This window comes from Pseudoxanthomonas gei (genome assembly GCF_010119615.1).
In the GTDB taxonomy this organism is placed as follows: Bacteria; Pseudomonadota; Gammaproteobacteria; order Xanthomonadales; family Xanthomonadaceae; genus Pseudoxanthomonas_A; species Pseudoxanthomonas_A gei.
On the sequence record NZ_QOVG01000007.1, the window covers coordinates 197,570 to 212,946 of the forward strand.

12 protein-coding genes and 1 pseudogene are annotated in these 15,377 nt (G+C 64.6%); 8 read left to right on the forward strand and 5 right to left on the reverse strand.

What is annotated here, in order from left to right:
* Window positions 1-232: 232 nt before the first annotated feature.
* The 5 genes from DT603_RS11835 to rpmH form a co-directional block, all read right to left on the reverse strand.
* Complete coding sequence (locus tag DT603_RS11835; RefSeq protein WP_162350093.1) at window positions 233-1,246, reverse strand: energy transducer TonB; 1,014 nt, start codon at window positions 1,244-1,246, stop codon at window positions 233-235.
* Between the two features lie 89 nt (window positions 1,247-1,335).
* A complete protein-coding gene (gene mnmE / locus DT603_RS11840) occupies window positions 1,336-2,697 on the reverse strand; it encodes a tRNA uridine-5-carboxymethylaminomethyl(34) synthesis GTPase MnmE (RefSeq protein WP_162350094.1) in 1,362 nt (453 codons plus the stop codon).
* A 111-nt stretch (window positions 2,698-2,808) separates the two neighbouring features.
* Window positions 2,809-4,548 (reverse strand): membrane protein insertase YidC, encoded by a 1,740-nt coding sequence (yidC, locus tag DT603_RS11845; RefSeq protein ID WP_162350095.1) that lies wholly within the window; start codon window positions 4,546-4,548, stop codon window positions 2,809-2,811.
* 13 nt (window positions 4,549-4,561) lie between these two features.
* On the reverse strand, window positions 4,562-4,996 hold the full coding sequence (rnpA, locus tag DT603_RS11850) for a ribonuclease P protein component (protein WP_162350096.1): 435 nt from the start codon (window positions 4,994-4,996) through the stop codon (window positions 4,562-4,564).
* 88 nt (window positions 4,997-5,084) lie between these two features.
* Window positions 5,085-5,225, reverse strand: coding sequence for a 50S ribosomal protein L34 (gene rpmH, locus DT603_RS11855; protein ID WP_162315717.1), 141 nt, complete (start codon window positions 5,223-5,225; stop codon window positions 5,085-5,087).
* 237 nt (window positions 5,226-5,462) lie between these two features.
* Here rpmH and dnaA point away from each other — a divergent pair, with 237 nt between their 5' ends.
* From dnaA to DT603_RS11895, 8 genes and pseudogenes are all read left to right on the forward strand, one after another.
* Window positions 5,463-6,788 carry a chromosomal replication initiator protein DnaA gene (gene dnaA, locus DT603_RS11860; RefSeq protein WP_162350097.1) on the forward strand — a complete coding sequence of 442 codons (1,326 nt, stop codon included), beginning with the start codon at window positions 5,463-5,465 and terminating at the stop codon, window positions 6,786-6,788.
* 225 nt (window positions 6,789-7,013) lie between these two features.
* On the forward strand, window positions 7,014-8,114 hold the full coding sequence (dnaN, locus tag DT603_RS11865) for a DNA polymerase III subunit beta (RefSeq protein WP_162350098.1): 1,101 nt from the start codon (window positions 7,014-7,016) through the stop codon (window positions 8,112-8,114).
* A gap of 127 nt (window positions 8,115-8,241) precedes the next feature.
* Window positions 8,242-9,327 (forward strand): DNA replication/repair protein RecF, encoded by a 1,086-nt coding sequence (gene recF, locus DT603_RS11870; RefSeq protein ID WP_162350099.1) that lies wholly within the window; start codon window positions 8,242-8,244, stop codon window positions 9,325-9,327.
* A gap of 196 nt (window positions 9,328-9,523) precedes the next feature.
* On the forward strand, window positions 9,524-11,968 hold the full coding sequence (gene gyrB, locus DT603_RS11875) for a DNA topoisomerase (ATP-hydrolyzing) subunit B (protein WP_162350100.1): 2,445 nt from the start codon (window positions 9,524-9,526) through the stop codon (window positions 11,966-11,968).
* Window positions 11,969-11,981: 13 nt separating this feature from the next.
* Window positions 11,982-12,824 (forward strand): CPBP family intramembrane glutamic endopeptidase, encoded by an 843-nt coding sequence (locus tag DT603_RS11880; RefSeq protein WP_162350101.1) that lies wholly within the window; start codon window positions 11,982-11,984, stop codon window positions 12,822-12,824.
* Window positions 12,825-12,894: 70 nt separating this feature from the next.
* Window positions 12,895-13,686, forward strand: coding sequence for a M48 family metallopeptidase (locus DT603_RS11885; RefSeq protein WP_162350102.1), 792 nt, complete (start codon window positions 12,895-12,897; stop codon window positions 13,684-13,686).
* A 125-nt stretch (window positions 13,687-13,811) separates the two neighbouring features.
* The gene (locus tag DT603_RS11890) at window positions 13,812-15,002 is read left to right on the forward strand and encodes a heme biosynthesis protein HemY (RefSeq protein WP_162350103.1); all 1,191 of its coding nucleotides are present in this window, start codon (window positions 13,812-13,814) and stop codon (window positions 15,000-15,002) included.
* Between the two features lie 157 nt (window positions 15,003-15,159).
* Window positions 15,160-15,377: pseudogene (locus tag DT603_RS11895) on the forward strand (energy transducer TonB); the annotation flags it as partial.

The following is a 15,377-nucleotide window of genomic DNA, read 5'->3' on the forward strand; positions in this document are numbered from 1 at the left end:
GGCCGTCATCCCGGCGAACGCCGGGACCCAACTCCTGGTCGATGCACTCCCTGAGCCGCGACCTCGATGCGGCGACGCGCCCAACACGTCGTTCACCGCGGCAGGTCGAGGCCTTCGCATGGGTACCCGGCCGGACTATTGCCACGTATGCAATGCCGTGTTGCCGGCGTTCCAACCGTCCATAAAAAAGCCGGCTTGCGCCGGCTTTTTTCTGCTTCCCCAACCCGCTGCCTCAGCCCGGGTTGAACGCCAGCGTGCGGCGCGTGGTGGTCGGCGCATCGATCGGCTCGAACTTCCAGCGGCGTACCGCGTTGAGCGCTTCGCGGTCGAAAACGCGCGCCGGAGTGGCGCGCACGACGCGCGCGTTGGTCACCGAACCGTCCGTGCCCACGGTGATCTCGACCAGCACTTCACCGCTGGTACCGGCGCGCAATGCTTCGGGCGGGTAGCGCGGCGACGGCGAGCTGACCACCTTGAGCGCGTTGGCTGCAGGGCGGGCCGCGGCGGCGGGCGTGGCCGGCGTGGTGGTGGCGGTACGTGCGGCCGCTTCACGCTGGGCCGCGGCCGCGGCCTCACGTTGGGCGGCGGCGACGCGATCGGCCTCGGCCTTGCGGGCCGCGTCCTGTTGCTGCTGGGTGGCAAGGGCTTCGGCGGCGACGCGCTGCTGTTCGGCCTGCTGCGCCAGTCGCTTGGTCTCCAGCACCTTGGCCTCGGCGTCGGTCACCTCCTTGGTCTTGGCGGTTTCGGCGCGGGCGGTAACGGCAAGCTGGGCGGCGGCGATGCTCTGCTTCAGGCGCGGCAGGGCCGGTGCCTTCGGGTCTGCCTTCTCGAGCAGCCCCGACAGGCGCTGGGCTTCCACGAAGTCGTCGCGGCCGATGCTCTGTTCGGTGGCGATCAGCGTGTAGGGCATCAGGTCGGTGAGCGCGCTGGCCACGGCCGGATCGCTGGGCAGCTTGTCACGCAGGGCCAGGTAGTACTCCATGGCATTGTCCCCGCCCGGCGCGTAAATGCGGTTCTCGGCCAGCGCCTTGTTGGCCGCGGCGCGCAGCTCGTCGGCACCCATGGCCTGGACCTGGGCCGATACCGCCGGTGCGGGCGGCGCGGCAACGGCTGCAGGCGCGGCTGCGGGCGCGGCCGTGCTGGCCGGCTCGTCCTTGGAACAGCCCGCCACTGCGACGGCAAGCGCAAGTACGACGGGCGAAAGCGCAACCCAGCGCGACTTCTTCGAAATCGTGGCAACCGACATTTTCTTACTCCCCGAAACAGTACAAAACAATGGAATCCCCAGATCTGCCAAGCATGAACCATGCCAGCGCATTTGTCGGCCTGTCCGGCTCATTTGCCGATGCAGAAGGTCGAAAAGATGCGGCCCAGCATGTCGTCCGGCGAGACCTTTCCCGTGATCTCGCCCAGGGCCTGATGTGCAAGCCTCAATTCTTCGGCGGCCAGCTCCAGCCTTTCGTGATGGAGTTCACGGTTTGCTGCTTCCGCATGCTCTGATGCCCGAACCAGCGCTTCGACATGCCGGGCACGCGCCGAAAACTCCCCCGCCCCCGCTTCGAGCCCATCGTCGCCGGCGGCCAACGCGCGCAGCCGCACATGCAAGGCTGGCAGGCCCGCGCCTGTGGTCGCGGACACATACACCGTCGAATCGGTGTCGGCGGGCGCGGTGGCGAGCAGGTCACTCTTGTTATGGATGAACAGCCGCATCGGCACCTGGGCCAGATCGGCCTGGACCGCCTCCAGCCCACCAGCGGCGTCGCGCGCATCCAGGACCACCAGCGCCAGGTCCGCGGTTTCCAGCTCCGAACGGGCGCGGCGCATGCCCTCGCGCTCGATGGCATCGCCACCGGTGCGCAGGCCCGCAGTGTCCACCAACGTCAGTTCCAGACCATCCAGGCGCACCGTTTCACGCAGCAGGTCGCGGGTGGTGCCCGGTGTATCGGTGACGATGGCGCGCTCGCTGCCCGCCAATGCGTTCAGCAGCGAACTCTTGCCGGCGTTGGGCGGGCCCACGATCACCGCATGCAGGCCATCGCGCAGCTTGCGGCCGCGCTCGGCTTCCAGCAGGAGTTGCGAAAGCTGCTGGCGGGTGAGTGCCAGTTTCTGCCGCACCGCGTCGCCGCCGAGCGTATCGATGGACTCATCGGCGAAATCAATCGCCGCCTCCACGTGCACGCGCAGGGCCGAAAAGCTGGTGGCGATGGCCTCGACTCGCTGCGAGAAGACGCCGTCCAGTGCGCGTCGCGCGGCACGTGCGGCGCGCGTGTCCGAAGCGGCGATCAGGTCGGCGATGGCTTCGGCCTGGACCAGGTCCAGCCGGTCATTGAGGAAGGCCCGTTCGCTGAATTCACCCGGCCGTGCCGGCCGCGCGCCCAGCGCGCAGGCCCGCATTACCAGTTGCTGCAATACCAGCGGGCTGCCATGGGCCTGCAGCTCGACCACGTCCTCGCCGGTAAAGCTGTGGGGTGCGGGAAAAGCAAGGGCGATGCCGTCGTCGATGGTTTCGCCTGCCTCGGCGGTGAATCGCACATGGTGGGCGTGTCGCGCTTGCAGGGGGCGCCCGCAAACCTCGGCGCCAATCCGCGATGCCAGTGGGCCCGAGAGGCGGACGATGCCCACGCCGCCGGCGCCGGGCGCGGTGGCGATGGCGGCAATGGTGTCGGTTGAGGCAATGCCGGTCGGGGCCGTAGTCATGCGCGGAGTCTTGCATATTCCTTTGCAGGCGCCGCCTCGGGTCGCGATGCTGGAAACGACGAACCCGCCGGTAGGCGGGTTCGTCTGCTTGCTAATTGGAGCGCGCCGCGCTTATTTGCCGGCGATCGCCTTGCCCTTGGTTTCCGTTGCCGCCGGCGGTTTGCTGTGTTTCTTGCCGACCCACCACTGCTGCAACAGGCCCAGGCTGCCGTTCGTGACCCAGTACAAAACCAGGCCGGACGGGAACAGGGCCATCATCACGCCGAACACCAGCGGCATGAACTGCATCATCTTCTGCTGCATCGGATCCATGCCCACCGCAGGGGTCATCTTCTGCGTGGTCCACATCACCAGCATGTTGAGCGCGGGCAGGATGAAGTACGGGTCGCGCGCGGTTAGGTCGTGAATCCACAGGAACCACGGTGCCTGCCGCAGCTCGACCGATTCCACCAGCACCCAGTACAGGGCCAGGAAGATCGGCATGGTCACCAGGATCGGCAGGCAGCCGCCCATCGGGTTGACCTTCTCCTTCTTGTACAGCTCCATCATCGCGGCCTGCTGTTTGGCGCGATCGTCGCCGTAGCGCTCCTTCAGCTGGGCCACGCGCGGTGCCAGCGCGCGCATCTTGTTGGCGCTTTCATACTGTTTATTGGCCAGCGGATACAGCGCCAGCTTCACCAGCACCACCAGGCCGATGATCGACCAGCCCCAGTTGCCGAACAGGGAATGCAGGTGGCTGAGCACCCAGAACAGGCCCTGGCCGATGAAATCGAAGATGCGGAACTGGCTGTAGTCCACCGCGCGGTTCAAGTTGACGCCCTGCGCCTGCATCTGCGATATCAACTTCGGCCCGACGAACAAGCGTGCCTCTGTAGTTTGGCTCAAGCCTGGAGCAACCCGGAAACTTGGGCCGAGCTCGCGGATCAGTGCGCGACCGTCGATCTGGTCGGTCTGTATTTTTACCTTTGTTTTCTGATCAGGAATCCACGCACTGAAGAAATGATGCTGCAGCATCGCGATCCAGCCACCGCTCGCATCCTGATCGAGCTTGCCGTCATCCATGTACTTGGCGAACTTCAGGCGCTCGTATTGTTTCTGAGCGCTGTACCACGTCGCACCACTGAAGCTGAATGATTCCGGATTCGTCATGCCGGTCTTGATCACCGGGGGCAGCCGTTCCAACTGTCGGTAGATCGTGCCTTCCCACGGGGCACTACCGTTGTTGATTACTTCATCGCGCACGCCGATAGCATAGTCATTGCGCTTGAGTGTGTAGGTACGGCGGATGAGTACGCCGTTTGGGCCATTCCATATGAATGGCACCGACACCGAGGCCGCCCCTGAAGCCAGCGAAATATGCCCACTGCCATTTTCAGGCACGAAACCGCTCAGGTGGTTCGGAGCGGGATTGTTGGCGCTGGTCCAACCGCTTTGGGCGGTGTAGTAATGCGCAGGATCCTGCGTGAATAACACGACAGGCGGACTTCCGGCGACTTTCGCTTGGGGGTACTTCAACAAGACCGCTTCAAGTACGTTGCCGCCGTCCAGAGTCAGACGCAGCAGGTCGCTGCTGATCACGACACGCTGGCTGGAAGGAGCAGCGACTGCCAAAGCGGTCGATTTGTCAGGGCTCGAGACTGCCGGTGCCGTGGGCACGCCATTCTGCCCAGAGACAGCGCCTTGCGGAACTGGCTGTGCGGAGGGCACCGAGCTGAGGCTCGAAGGCTGCGGCTGCGCGGTTGCTGCCACCACGCTGGGGGGTTTGGGAGCATTGAACTTGCCCCACTCCACCCACAGAAGGCTCGCCACCATCAGCCAGGCGAAGATCAGGAACAAACGGGTCTGGTTCATCGGACAGGCATTCTCAACCGGCGGAAGCGGCCGGTTTGGGCGTGTTGCAGGAAGGGGAAGGAGTTGATTTCGTGACCGGCGGCATTGTGCCGCCCGCAGCCGGTGCGGGCAATGCGCCCGCACGCACCAGCGTGCGCAGCAGGGTCGCGCGCAGCTGTGCATTGTCGGCGCTGCGCGCCGCCACGCGGGCGACGATCACGTAGTCACCGGCAGGCAATTGCGCGCGGAGCTTGCGGAACTGGTCGCGGAAAACCCGCTTGATGCGGTTGCGGCCGACGGCATGGGGATCGACCTTGCGCGAAACCGCCAGGCCCAGCCGGGCCGGCACTGGGCCAGCCAGCCAGTGCAGGCTGAGGATCGGATCGGACGTGCGACGCGCGCTTTCGAATATGCGTGCGTATTCGGCACCCGTGCGCACCCGTGCCGTGGCGGGAAAGGTCGCTTTCATATCGGATACGAAAAAGTCCGCACAATACTGCGCGGACTCTTGCGAAAGACAAGCATGGATGGACTCCGCCGCGAATGCGGCAGGGCCATCAGGCGCTCAGGCGCGTGCGGCCCTTGGCGCGACGACGTGCCAGGATCTTGCGGCCATCGGCGGTCGCCATGCGGGCACGGAAACCGTGGTCGCGCTTGCGCTTGAGGTTGCTGGGCTGGTAAGTGCGCTTGGTGGCCATGGGCCCTCGGGCGATTGAAGTGGAAAGAACCGGAAATTCTATAGGCTCCCCCCAGGCCCGGTCAACCCGCAATTGACTGGGGCCGCCGCTGGCAGGCCGCCGCAAGTGCCCGGCTGAACACGCGGGCCGCCAATGGCGGTAGTCGCCGCGTGATAATGTGGCCGACTGTATTTTCACCCGCGTCGCGCGTCCCTACCTGCGTGCATGCCTTCCTGAAGAACTCGATTGCTGCCCTCGATGGATGCCTGGCCCCGCTGCCTCGAACGCCTGGAAGCCGAACTGCCGGCCGAAGACGTACACACCTGGTTGAAGCCGTTGCAGGCCGAACAGCGCGTCGATGCTATGGTCCTGTATGCACCCAACGCCTTCATCGTCGAGCAGGTGCGCGAGCGTTACCTGCCGCGGATCCAGGACTTGCTGGGGCACTTCGCCGGCCATCGCGATGTTTCGGTAGAAATAGGCTCGCGTGCGCGCATCGTGGAACCAGTTGCGCCGGCCTCCCATTCGGGGACCCAGCCGTTTGCCGCCAACGAACCGTATGCCGGCAACCTGGACTCGCACTACAGTTTCGACAACTTCGTCGAAGGCCGCAGCAACCAGCTGGGCCGCGCCGCGGCCTGGCAGGCGGCGCAGAAGCCCGGCGACCGCTCGCATAATCCCTTGCTGCTCTACGGCGGCACCGGTCTGGGCAAGACCCACCTGATGTTCGCCGCGGGCAATGAACTGCGCCGGCAGAACCCGAATGCGCGCGTGCTGTACCTGCGTTCGGACTCGTTCTTCAGTGCCATGACCAAGGCGCTGATGGAAAAATCGATGGACCAGTTCAAGCGCCGCTTCCAGCAGGTCGATGCGTTGCTGATCGATGACATCCAGTTCTTCGCCGGCAAGGACCGCACCCAGGAAGAGTTCTTCCACACCTTCAATGCCCTGTTCGATGGCAAACAGCAGATCATCCTGACCTGTGACCGCTATCCGCGCGAAGTCGAAGGCCTGGAGCCGCGGCTGAAGTCGCGCCTGGCCTGGGGCCTGTCGGTGGCGATCGAGCCGCCTGATTTCGAGACCCGGGCGGCGATCGTGCTGGCCAAGGCGCACGAGCGCGGGGCACAGATTCCCGACGAGGTGGCCTTCCTGCTGGCCAAGAAGATGCGCTCGAACGTGCGCGACCTGGAAGGGGCCTTGAACACGCTGACCGCGCGCGCCAACTTCACCGGTCGTGCCATTACTCCCGAATTCGCCCAGGAAACCCTGCGCGACCTGCTGCGGGCCCAGCAGCAGGCAATCAGCATCCCCAACATCCAGAAGACCGTGGCAGACTACTACGGTCTGCAGATCAAGGACTTGCTGTCCAAGCGGCGCACGCGCTCACTGGCGCGCCCGCGGCAGGTGGCGATGGCCCTGGCCAAGGAACTGACCGAGCACAGCCTTCCCGAGATCGGGGATGCCTTTGCCGGTCGTGACCACACCACCGTTTTGCATGCCTGCCGGCAGATCCGCAACCTCATGCAGACCGACGGAAAGCTGCATGAGGACTGGGACAAACTGATCCGTAAGCTCAGTGAATAAAAGGGTCCAGGCCCTGTGGATAAGGTGGGGATGGAATTGGGGCTGAAAGTTATCCACAAGTTCCACCAGGACTACACAAGCCTTGATACAGAGCTTGCAGATGCGATAAATACGTTTTGATTCAATCGGTTATAGCCCTTCTCCACCGAAATCGGCTCTACCATCACCACCAGCTTTTGATTTAATACTTCTTTCTAGATCCAGTGCATAAGGGGCCAGCACCACATGCGTTTCAGTCTGCAGCGCGAAGCTTTCCTGAAGCCGTTGGCACAAGTCGTCAACGTGGTCGAACGTCGGCAGACCTTGCCGGTCCTCGCCAATTTCCTGGTCCAGGTCCAGGGGGGGCAGCTCTCGCTCACCGGCACCGACCTGGAAGTGGAAATGATTGCGCGCAGCGCGGTCGACGATGCCCAGGATGGTGAAACCACCATCCCGGCACGCAAACTCTTCGAGATCATCCGGGCCTTGCCGGATGGCAGCAAGATCACGGTCAGCCAGACCGGCGACAAGGTCACGGTGTCCGCGGGCCGCAGCCGGTTCACCCTGGCCACCCTGCCCGCCAACGACTTTCCCTCGGTGGATGAGGTCGAGGCCACCGAGCGCGTCAACGTGCCCGAGGCCGCATTGAAGGAACTGATCGAGCGCACCGCCTTTGCCATGGCCCAGCAGGACGTTCGCTATTACCTCAACGGCCTGCTGTTCGACCTGGGCGACAAGCTGCTGCGCTGCGTGGCCACCGACGGCCACCGGTTGGCGCTGTGCGAAACCCCGCTGGAAGGCGCCTCCGGCGCCAAACGCCAGATCATCGTGCCGCGCAAGGGTGTGACCGAGCTGCAGCGCCTGCTCGAAAACGGCGATCGCGAACTGGAGCTGGAAATCGGGCGCAGCCATATCCGGGTCAAGCGCGATGACGTCACCTTTACTTCCAAGCTGATCGACGGACGTTTCCCGGACTACGCCGCGGTGATCCCGATCGGCGCCGACCGCGAGGTCAAGCTGGACCGCGAGGTACTGCGCGCAGCACTGCAGCGTGCCGCGATCCTGTCCAACGAGAAGTACCGTGGCGTGCGCGTCGAGGTTTCGCCCGGCCAGCTCAAGATCAGCGCCCACAACCCGGAGCAGGAAGAGGCCCAGGAAGAGATCGAGGCCGACACCAAGGTCAGTGACCTGGCCATCGGCTTCAACGTCAACTACCTGCTCGATGCTCTGTCGGCCCTTCGCGACGAGCACGTCATCATCCAGTTGCGCGATGCCAACTCTTCCGCACTGGTGCGTGAGGCCAGCAGCGAAAAGTCCCGGCACGTGGTGATGCCGCTGCGCCTGTGATCCCTTCTCTGTTTCACGTGGAACACGGCCAACGCCCGGAAATCTCCGGGCGTTCTGGTTTTCAGGGCGTGGTCTCGGTGGTGCTGGGTTTCGGTCTGGCGGGAACAGGTCCGAGGGTGGCGCGCCCATGCGAGTAACCCGTCTCACCGCAGCGGGGCTTCGGCTTTTTGAAGGCGTGGCGATCGAGCCCGGCCCGGGGGTGAATCTGATCACCGGTGAAAACGGGGCGGGCAAGACCAGTCTCCTGGAAGCCCTGCATCTGATGGCGTACGGACGCAGCTTTCGCGGGCGCGTACGTGATGGGCTGGTACGGTCGGGGGCGGAGGCGGTGGAGGTTTTCGTTGAATGGCGCGAGGGTGCCGACTTCCGGCCACGCCGGGCCGGCCTGCGGCACACCGGGCAGAGCTGGGTTGGTCGCCTGGATGGGGAAAATGTCGCCCAGCTCGGCGAGTTGTGCGCAGCCTTGGCAGTGGTCAGTTTCGAGCCTGGCAGTCATGCGCTGGTGACGGGCGGCGGTGAACCCCGTAGACGCTTCGTGGATTGGGGTTTGTTCCACGTGGAACCCGAGTTCCTGCCGGTGTGGCGTCGTTATGCGCGGGCCCTTAAACAGCGCAATGCCCTACTGAAGTCAGGCGCGGGCGGTGCCCAGCTGGATGCCTGGGACCACGAACTGGCCGAATCCGGCGAACCCCTGACCCGCCATCGCCAGCAATACCTGGAACAGCTGCGAAGCCGCTTGCTGAGCGTGGCCGGTGATCTGGTGCCGGGTCTGGGCGCCGGTGAGATCCATTTCCAGCCCGGGTGGCGCAGTAGTGACCTGTCCCTGGCCGATGCACTGTTGCTGGCGCGCGACCGCGACCGGGGCCTGGGCTACACCTCGGTAGGTCCCCATCGGGCCGATTGGCGTATCGATTACGCCGCGCACCCCAACCGTGAGGCCCTGTCGCGCGGGCAAGCCAAGCTCTCAGCCCTGTCGGTGCTGCTGGCACAGGCGGAGGACTATGCGCAGCGCCGGGGCGAGTGGCCCATCGTGGCCCTGGACGACCTGGCTTCCGAGCTCGACCGCCGGCACCAGCAGCGGGTGCTGCAACGCCTGGTGGACAGCGGCGCCCAGGTATTCGTGACCGGCACCGAGGTTCCGGTCGCGCTGGCAGGGCTGGCGGTGCCCTTGACCGTGTTCCACGTGGAACACGGTCATATCCAGCAGCAATAAGCGCGGCCTGTTGTCGTTAGCCCTGCGGCAGGCTGGCAGGCCCCTCGCGGACCTGCCCAACCGCTTCGTTGCGGGGCTGACCGGCGTTGAAATGGTATAATTCCTGCCTCACTCCCTATAGCTGATGTGTGGCGCCGCAGATCGCGAGACTTCGCGAGTCCGGCCCGCACAGGAGCACAGCAGGCGACCGAAGCGCATGACCGAAGAAACCAGCCCCGTCCCGACCCCCAACGGCAACTACGACTCCAGCAAGATCACCGTGCTGCGCGGCCTTGAGGCCGTCCGCAAGCGTCCAGGCATGTATATCGGTGACGTGCATGACGGCACCGGCCTGCATCACATGGTGTTCGAGGTGGTCGACAACGCCATTGACGAAGCTCTCGCCGGCCACGCCGACGATGTCGTGGTCAAGATCCTGGAAGACGGTTCGGTGGCGGTCTATGACAACGGGCGCGGCATCCCGGTCGACATCCATAAGGAAGAAGGTGTTTCCGCGGCCGAAGTGATCATGACCGTGCTGCATGCCGGCGGTAAGTTCGACGACAACAGCTACAAGGTTTCCGGCGGTCTGCACGGCGTCGGCGTGTCGGTGGTCAATGCCCTGTCCGAGCACCTGTGGCTGGATGTGTGGCGCGACGGCTTCCACTACCAGCAGGAGTACGCGCTGGGCGAGCCGCTATATCCGCTCAAGCAGCTGGAGGCTTCCGACAAGCGCGGCACCCTGCTGCGCTTCAAGCCCGCCGCCGAGATCTTCAGTGATGTCGAATTCCACTACGACATCCTGGCCAAGCGCCTGCGCGAGCTTTCCTTCCTTAATTCCGGGGTCAAGATCACGCTCAGCGACGAGCGCGGTGAAGGGCGCTCGGACCTGTTCCAGTACGAAGGCGGCATCCGCTCCTTCGTCGAGCATCTGGCCCAGTTGAAGACGCCGCTGCATCCCAACGTCATCTCGGTCACCGGCGAACAGAATGGCATCACCGTGGACGTGGCCCTGCAGTGGACCGACTCCTACCAGGAGACCATGTTCTGCTTCACCAACAACATCCCGCAGAAGGATGGCGGCACTCACCTGATCGGCTTCCGCGCGGCACTGACGCGCACCCTGACCAACTACATCGAGCAGAGTGGCATCGCCAAGCAGGCCAAGATCACCCTTTCCGGCGACGACATGCGCGAAGGCATGATCGCGGTGCTGTCGGTCAAGGTGCCCGACCCGAGCTTCTCCTCGCAGACCAAGGAGAAACTGGTCAGTTCCGAGGTAAGGCCGGTAGTTGAGCACACGTTCGGTGCACGTTTGGAGGAGTTCCTGCAGGAACACCCAAATGAGGCCCGTGCGATCACCGGCAAGATCATCGATGCCGCCCGTGCCCGCGAGGCCGCCCGCAAGGCCCGCGACCTGACCCGCCGCAAGGGTGCCCTGGACATTGCCGGCCTGCCCGGCAAGCTGGCGGACTGCCAGGAAAAAGACCCGGCGCTGTCGGAACTGTTCATCGTCGAGGGTGACTCGGCCGGAGGCTCGGCCAAGCAGGGCCGCAACCGCAAGAACCAGGCGGTGCTGCCATTGCGCGGCAAGATCCTCAACGTCGAACGCGCGCGCTTCGACCGCATGCTGGCCTCGGCCGAAGTCGGCACGCTGATCACCGCGCTGGGCACCGGCATCGGCCGCGACGAATACAACCCGGACAAGCTGCGCTACCACCGCATAATCATCATGACCGACGCCGACGTCGACGGTTCGCACATCCGCACCCTGCTGCTGACCTTCTTCTACCGGCAGATGCCGGAGTTGATCGAGCGCGGCCACATCTACATCGGCCTGCCGCCGCTTTACAAGTTGAAGCAGGGCAAGCAGGAGATGTACATGAAGGATGACGCCGCGCTCAACGTCTACCTGGCCAACAGCGCGGTGGAAAACGCCGGACTGATTCCGGCCGAAGGCGAACCGCCGGTCACCGGCGAGGCGCTGGAAAAACTGCTGCTGTCCTTTGCCGGCGCGCGCGAGGCGATCGCCCGCAACGCGCATCGCTACGACGCCATCCTGCTGGAATCGCTTATCGATTTCTCGCCGCTGGATGCCGAGCACCTGGCCCAGAACGTCGACGAGCGCCAGGAACTCGATGCGCTGGAGAAGAAGCTCAATCGCGGCGGTATCGGCAGTGCGCGTTACGCGCTGACCCTGCAGGCGGCCACCGAAAATCGTCCGGCCGCGTTGCTGGCCACGCGCAAGCACATGGGCGAGGAACTGACCCAGGTGCTGCCGTTCTCGGTGTTCGAATCCGGCGAGCTGCGTCCCCTGCGTGAAGCGGCCGCCGTGCTGCATGGCCTGATCCGCGACGGCGCCCAGATCGTACGCGGCAACAAGACCCAGCCGATTTCCAGCTTCGCCGAAGCACAGGCCTGGTTGCTGGACGAGGCCAAGAAGGGCCGCAGCATCCAGCGCTTCAAGGGCCTGGGCGAAATGAATCCGGAACAGCTGTGGGACACCACCGTGAACCCGGATACGCGCCGCCTGTTGCAGGTGCGCATCGAGGACGCCGTGGCGGCCGACCAGATCTTCAGCACCTTGATGGGTGACGTGGTGGAACCGCGCCGCGCCTTCATCGATGCCAATGCGCTGAAGGTTTCCAACCTCGACGTCTGACCCGCGCCGGCACATGGAACGCGAAGCGTCGCCGGCGAGCCCAGGGGTGGCATTGACCGGCTCCGTCCCGCCGCCGAGGCCTGGCCATCGGCGTGCGTTGACGGGCTTCCTGCTGGATGCGCTGATCGCCGTGGCGGTCCTGCTGCTGGTGTCGGTCGCCAGCGGGCTGGCCTGGGTGCTGGTCCGGATTGCCCAGCTCGCGCTGCGGGGCAACCTGCCCGCGGATCTGCGCGTGTTGGTGAGCGGGCTGGGCCAACCTGGTCCCTTGTCGATGCTGTGGATGACCCTGCTCAGCACCGGCACCGCCGCGCTGGTCGTGTACTACTGGCGCCGCCGCGCCAGTGCCGCCGAGCTTGCGATCTCGTACTCGGCCGTGCGCCAGCCCAGTACCTGGGGCTGGGTACTGGGCACCGCGGCCATCGCCTTTGTCTTCAGCAGCACCATGTCCGCGGTGGGAAAAGCCTTCGATATCGCTCCGGCGCCGACGAATCTCCCGGTCATCGAGGCTGCTTTCGTGGCCAGTCCGGTGTTCATGTGGCTGTTTGGCACCTTGCTGGCACCTGCGTATGAGGAATTGCTGTTCCGCCGGGTGCTGTTCGGCCGGCTATGGGCCGCCGGCCGCCCCTGGCTTGGCCTGCTGCTCAGCAGCGCAGCTTTTGCCCTGATGCATGAAATCCCCGGCACCAGCGGCAACAGTCTGGCGGCCACCGGATTGCTGTGGCTGACCTACGCGTTCCTGGGGGCCGCTTTCGGCCTGGTCTACTGGCGCACGCGGACGCTGTGGGCTGCCATCGCGGCCCATGCGCTGAACAATGCCATAGCGCTGGGCCTGCTGAAGCTGTACGGAGTTGACTGAGGGCGGTGCGGATTGACGAAAAGTTAAGGCCCCGCTCGCCACACTCCGCGCATCCAGAAAGGGGTGCCCCATGAAACGTTGGATTCTCACTGCCGCCATCGTCGCGGTTCTTGCCGGCTGCGCCACCACCACCAGCTCCACCGGCCGCACCCAGTATGTGGGCGGCGTCTCCCAGCAACAGCTCAACCAGCTGGGTGCACAGGCGTTCGTGGAAGCGAAAAACAAGGGCCCCATCAGCAACGATGCCCGGCAAAACGCCTATGTGCGCTGCGTGGTCAACGCGCTGGTACGGCAGTTGCCTGCGCAGAACCAGAGCGTGGCGTGGGAAACGGCATTGTTTGCCAACAATGAGCCAAACGCCTTCGCCCTGCCCGGCGGAAAAGTGGGCGTCAATACCGGCATATTCACCGTGGCCAAGACCCAGGACCAGTTGGCGGCGGTGCTGGCGCATGAAATCGGCCATGTGGTCGAGCGCCATCACGACGAGCGCATTACCCGGCAGATGGGCGCCAGTGGCGCAGTCCAGCTGCTCGGAGCCCTGGCCGGCGACTACGGCAGCCTTGCCACCCAGGGTGGCGGCCTGCTGGCGCAGACCGGCTTCCTGCTGCCGGGTTCGCGGGTCCAGGAATCGGAGGCCGACCAGGTCGGCCAGCGCCTGATGGCCGAGGCCGGTTTCGACCCGGCCCAGGCCGTGAACCTGTGGCAGAACATGATCGCCGCCGGCGGTGGCAGGCCGCCGGAATGGCTGTCCACCCACCCCGACCCGCAGTCGCGTATCCAGGAGCTGCGCAATCGCGCCGGCAGCCTGGTACCCGCCTACCAGCAGGCGCGAGCCGCGGGCCGAACTCCCAAGTGTGGCTGAGTGCGTTTTGCTGCTTCGCAGCACCGAACCCTGTTCCGAGCCCTGTGCGTTTCTGTTAGCGTTGCCGCCCCCTGTGGGGCGCGTCCTACGGTCCCGCCGCCAGTAATTCCCCTCGAGGTCATCCCATGCTTTTCCGCAATTCAAAACAAGCCCTGCTCTCCGCCGCCATCATCGGCCTGCTGAGCGCCACCACGGTCAGCGTCGCCTCCGCAGCCGATACCCGCGAGCGGGCCGAGCGCAAGAGCAAGAGCGGCAGCGAAAAGAACCAGGTCAACTACCCCGGCGCGACGCGCGTCGAGCCGAAGGCCAAGGGGTCGCCGAAGCTGCAATCCAAGTTGCAGAAGCTCGTCGAGATCTACAACAAGGATGATTTCGCCACCACCCGGACCCAGGCCGACGAGTTGCTGGCCAACCCCGCCGCGACGGATTACGACAAGGCCGTGGCCGCGCAGCTTGCATCGCAGGCCGCCTACAACCTGGATGACTCGGCCGCCACGATTGCCTACCTGAAGCGCGCCATCGAGTTCAATGCACTCGACAACAACAGCCATTACCAGTTGATGTACATGCTGGCGGGCGTGCAGCTGCAGGAGGACCAGTACGCCGAAGGTCTCGCCACGCTTGACCGCTACCTGGCCGAAACCAAGTCGCAGAAGCCCGAGGAAATTGCCCTCAAGGGCCAAGGGCTGTATCAGGCCCAACGCTACGCCGAAGCCATTCCGGTGCTCAAGCAGGCGATTGAAAGCTCGCCGGAGCCAAAGGAAAACTGGCAGCAACTGCTGATGGCTTCGTACGCCGAAACCGGCCAGGCCGGCGATGCCGTGCAGATGGCGGAGAAGATCGCCGCCAAGTCGCCCGCCGACAAGAAGGCGCAGATGAACCTGGCCAACGTCTACCTGCAGGCGGACAAGTACGAGCAGGCCGCGGCCATCCTCGAGAAGCTGCGCGCCGCCGGCCAGCTGGGCGAGGACAAGGATTACCGCCAGCTCTTCGCCACCTATTCGAACATGGACGGCAAGGAGAAAGAGGTCGTTTCGGTGATCAACGAAGGCCTGCAGAAGGGGGTCCTGAAGCCCGACCAGCAGACCTACCTGGCGCTGGCCCAGGCCTATTACTATTCCGACCAGGTCGGCCCCGCCATCGACGCGTGGCAGAAGGCCGCCCCGCTGTCCAAGGATGGCGAAACCTATCTCAACCTCGCCAAGGTGCTGTGGCAGGAAGACCGGATTCCCGAAGCCAAGCAAGCTGCAAAATCGGCCTTGGAAAAAGGCGTAAAGAAGCCGGCTGACGCCAAGCAGATCATCGCGCTGCCTTGACGCACAACCCTGTATGCGTGGTTTCAGCACACTGAAATGATGGTGCTGGGATACGTGATTGGTATAAGCTCGACCTCCCGGCGATGGAGACATCGCCGGTTCAAACTTCTAGGTGGCGCCGCATCGTCGGCCCAAGAAAATGTGAGTTCATTGGCGCATGGCTGAACAACTGGTCATTAACAGGTATCGGGACGAAGAGCCGACCGGGCTGAACTGGTCGCGCATCATCGGCATGGCCTTCGTGATTGCATTGCACGTGGCTGCGTTCCTGCTGCTGCTGATCCCGGCCGTCGCGCCGCCTTCGGAAAAGGAACAGGAACAGAAGACGATGGTGACCATCGTCGATCCGCCGAAGCCGCCGCCACCGCCGCCACC

Excerpts from the sequence above, each read along its gene's own strand:
- DT603_RS11880 (WP_162350101.1), top strand. The coding sequence starts at position 11,982 with ATGGAACGCGAAGCGTCGCCGGCGAGCCCAGGGGTGGCATTGACCGGC.
- rnpA (WP_162350096.1), bottom strand. The coding sequence starts at position 4,996 with ATGAAAGCGACCTTTCCCGCCACGGCACGGGTGCGCACGGGTGCCGAA.
- rpmH (WP_162315717.1), bottom strand. The coding sequence starts at position 5,225 with ATGGCCACCAAGCGCACTTACCAGCCCAGCAACCTCAAGCGCAAGCGC.
- mnmE (WP_162350094.1), bottom strand. The coding sequence starts at position 2,697 with ATGACTACGGCCCCGACCGGCATTGCCTCAACCGACACCATTGCCGCC.
- yidC (WP_162350095.1), bottom strand. The coding sequence starts at position 4,548 with ATGAACCAGACCCGTTTGTTCCTGATCTTCGCCTGGCTGATGGTGGCG.
- dnaA (WP_162350097.1), top strand. The coding sequence starts at position 5,463 with ATGGATGCCTGGCCCCGCTGCCTCGAACGCCTGGAAGCCGAACTGCCG.
- recF (WP_162350099.1), top strand. The coding sequence starts at position 8,242 with ATGCGAGTAACCCGTCTCACCGCAGCGGGGCTTCGGCTTTTTGAAGGC.
- DT603_RS11885 (WP_162350102.1), top strand. The coding sequence starts at position 12,895 with ATGAAACGTTGGATTCTCACTGCCGCCATCGTCGCGGTTCTTGCCGGC.
- DT603_RS11890 (WP_162350103.1), top strand. The coding sequence starts at position 13,812 with ATGCTTTTCCGCAATTCAAAACAAGCCCTGCTCTCCGCCGCCATCATC.
- dnaN (WP_162350098.1), top strand. The coding sequence starts at position 7,014 with ATGCGTTTCAGTCTGCAGCGCGAAGCTTTCCTGAAGCCGTTGGCACAA.
- gyrB (WP_162350100.1), top strand. The coding sequence starts at position 9,524 with ATGACCGAAGAAACCAGCCCCGTCCCGACCCCCAACGGCAACTACGAC.
- DT603_RS11835 (WP_162350093.1), bottom strand. The coding sequence starts at position 1,246 with ATGTCGGTTGCCACGATTTCGAAGAAGTCGCGCTGGGTTGCGCTTTCG.